This is a genomic window from Methylobacterium sp. WL6 (assembly GCF_008040095.1).
In the GTDB taxonomy this organism is placed as follows: Bacteria; Pseudomonadota; Alphaproteobacteria; order Rhizobiales; family Beijerinckiaceae; genus Methylobacterium.
Genome location: NZ_VRVH01000455.1, coordinates 1 through 2,636, shown reverse-complemented (window position 1 = coordinate 2,636; position 2,636 = coordinate 1). Strand labels below are relative to the sequence as shown.

Genomic DNA, 2,636 nt, shown 5'->3' with positions numbered 1-2,636 from the left:
GGGTAGGGGGAGGGAGGACGCGCGGGTGTCAGTCGAACAGGCTCGACACGCTGGCCTCGGTCGCGGTCCGGCCGATGGCTTCGCCGAGCAGCGGGGCGATCGTCGCGACGCGGATGTTGCGGGCGAGCTTGACGGCCTGCGTCGGCTGGATCGAGTCGGTGATCACCAGCTCCTTCATCCGGGAGGCGGCGATGCGCGAGACCGCGCCGCCCGAGAGCACCCCGTGGGTGATGTAGGCCGAGACCTCCTTGGCGCCGGCGTTGAGCAGGGCTTCGGCCGCGTTGACGAGGGTGCCGCCGGAATCGACGATGTCGTCGACGAGGATGCAGGAACGGCCCTCGACGTCGCCGATGATGTTCATCACCTCGGACTCGCCGGCGCGCTCGCGGCGCTTGTCGACGATGGCCAGCGACGCGTCGATGCGCTTGGCGACCGCGCGGGCGCGGACCACGCCGCCGACGTCGGGCGAGACCACCATGCGGTCGGTGCTCGTCAGCCGCTCCTTGATGTCGCGCACCATCACGGGCGCGGCGAACAGGTTGTCGGTCGGGATGTCGAAGAAGCCCTGGATCTGGCCGGCATGGAGGTCGAGCGTCAGCACGCGGTCGGCGCCGGCCTCGGTGATCAGGTTGCAGACGAGCTTGGCCGAGATCGGGGTGCGGCCGGAGGTGCGCCGGTCCTGCCGGGCGTAGCCGAAATACGGGATCACCGCCGTGATGCGCCGCGCCGAGGACCGACGCGCGGCGTCGATCATGATCAGCAGCTCCATCAGGTGGTCGTTGGCCGGGTAGGAGGTCGACTGGACGATGAAGACGTCCTCGCCGCGCACGTTCTCCTGGATCTCGACGAAGATCTCCATGTCGGCGAAGCGCCGGACCATGCACTTGGCGAGCGGCAGTTCCAGGTATCCGGCGATCGCCTCCGCCAAGGGCCGGCTGGCATTGCCGGCGATGATCTTGATCGAAGACTTCATGCCTGCGGGCTCAACATTTGGGGTCTCGGGCCGAGACACGTCCTGAAGACCTGGAACGACCGGCCGATCGACAGGCCCGTCGGCATCCGCGTCGATCGGGCTCTTATCAGCGCGGTCGAACCGTCACAATGGCCGGCGCCGCGCCGGCCCGCGCTCTGCACAGCCGGCGCCCTACGGCTCCAGCAGGCGGTGGAGGTGGACGACGAAGTACCGGGTCTGCGCGCTGTCGACGGTGGCCTGCGCCTTGGCGCGCCACGCCGCCTTGGCCGAGGCGTAGTCGGGAAAGATGCCGACGATGTCGAGGCCGGCGAGGTCCTTGAACCGGATGCCCTCGATGTCCTCGAGCTCGCCGCCGAAGACGAGGTGGAGCAGCTGGTCGCTGGCGATCGTCGTGGTCACGGGTCTCTCCTGGTCGCGGCACGCGCGCCCTCAGGCAGGACGCGTGCCGCAGGGCGCGGCATCGCCGGGCGCGTCGCAAACCCCATCGCCGCCGTCAAGCCCGCCCGGCGCGGACCCGCCAAGCGCAGACCTGCCGGGCCGACGCCGTCAGTGCCGGGAGGCCTCGCGCTCGACCTGCGCGATCTCGCGGCCGATCTGGAACAGCAGCCGGTCGGTCATGCCGCGCAGGGCCTCGGACCCGCTCTCGGCGACCGCGGCGTGCAGCGCGATGCAGAGGTCGGCGGCGCGCAGCAGCGGCGCCTCCTGCTCCGGATCCGGCGCGGCCACCACGTAGCCGGCCTCGGCCTTCCGCCCTTCGGTGATGTCGATCAGGATGCCGGTGCTGCGCACGGGCCGGCCATGCGGATCGTGGAAGACCCGCCCGCGGCTCAAGACCCAGCGCGGCTGCCCGGAGAGCATCCCGGCGCGGTACTCCGCCAGCACGAGGCCGCCGACGCGCATCGCGCGCTGCACCTCGGTTGTCATCCACGGCAGGTCGTCGGGGTGGATGCCGGCGACCGCCTCGTCGAACTCGAGTTCGCGCCCGGCCAAAGCGGCGTCGCCCGCCAGGAGCTCGGCGGCCCCCCGGTCGTAGCGCACGCGACGCGTGACCGGGTTCCAGTCCCAGGTGCCGACGACGCCCGACGCCTGGAGGGCGGCATGCAGCTCTTCCGCCGCATGTCCTCTCTCGTCGATGCCGTCGAATTCCATCGGCCTGCCAAAGGTGTCATGAGGATCGGAAACGTCGAGCAACAATTCACATACGGTTTCGACTTCGTCGATACAACCACACGTTAAGAGTCTGGGCGGTCGGGTCCGCCTCCGTCCGTGATAGGAACCGCCCCCCGGGCAGCCCGCGGACAAGGCATGTCACAGCACGACGACCTCGCTTGGACGGCGGAAGCGGCCTGCCGCGACGCATGGCCCGCGACCCGTCAAGATCACCTCGACGGATGGCTGCTGCGCGCCTCGGGCGGGCCGACCCGGCGGACGAACTCGCTCAATCCCACCCGCGGGCCGCGCGGCCCCGCCGCCACGGCGATCGCGGCTTGCGAGCGCGAATACGCGGCGCTCGGCCAGCCGTCGATCGTGCGGGTGGTCAGCCTCGCGCCGGAGCTCGACCAACCGCTCGCGGACCGGGGCTACGGCGCGGAAGGCCATGCGCTCACCCTGTTCGCCGCCCTCGACGGGGTGCCGGCGGGGGCCCAGCCGGCCGGCACCCCGT

Annotated in this window: 3 protein-coding genes and 1 pseudogene; 1 reads left to right on the top strand and 3 read right to left on the bottom strand. The window is 71.1% G+C overall.

Translation table 11 applies throughout. The features are described from left to right. Positions 1–28: 28 nt before the first annotated feature. The 3 genes from FV230_RS27120 to FV230_RS27110 form a co-directional block, all read right to left on the bottom strand. Positions 29–973, bottom strand: coding sequence for a ribose-phosphate pyrophosphokinase (locus FV230_RS27120; RefSeq protein ID WP_147728058.1), 945 nt, complete (start codon positions 971–973; stop codon positions 29–31). Positions 974–1,144: 171 nt separating this feature from the next. After that, the gene (locus tag FV230_RS27115; protein WP_147728057.1) at positions 1,145–1,372 is read right to left on the bottom strand and encodes a DUF4170 domain-containing protein; all 228 of its coding nucleotides are present in this window, start codon (positions 1,370–1,372) and stop codon (positions 1,145–1,147) included. A 147-nt stretch (positions 1,373–1,519) separates the two neighbouring features. After that, a complete protein-coding gene (locus FV230_RS27110; RefSeq protein ID WP_147844575.1) occupies positions 1,520–2,122 on the bottom strand; it encodes a PAS domain-containing protein in 603 nt (200 codons plus the stop codon). A 156-nt stretch (positions 2,123–2,278) separates the two neighbouring features. Between FV230_RS27110 and FV230_RS27105 the strand changes: the two are divergent. Continuing rightward, a pseudogene (locus FV230_RS27105) lies at positions 2,279–2,636 on the top strand (GNAT family N-acetyltransferase); the annotation flags it as partial.

Bases quoted from the DNA above. Each gene is read 5' to 3' on its own strand.
- FV230_RS27110 (WP_147844575.1), bottom strand. From the start codon at position 2,122: ATGGAATTCGACGGCATCGACGAGAGAGGACATGCGGCGGAAGAGCTG.
- FV230_RS27120 (WP_147728058.1), bottom strand. From the start codon at position 973: ATGAAGTCTTCGATCAAGATCATCGCCGGCAATGCCAGCCGGCCCTTG.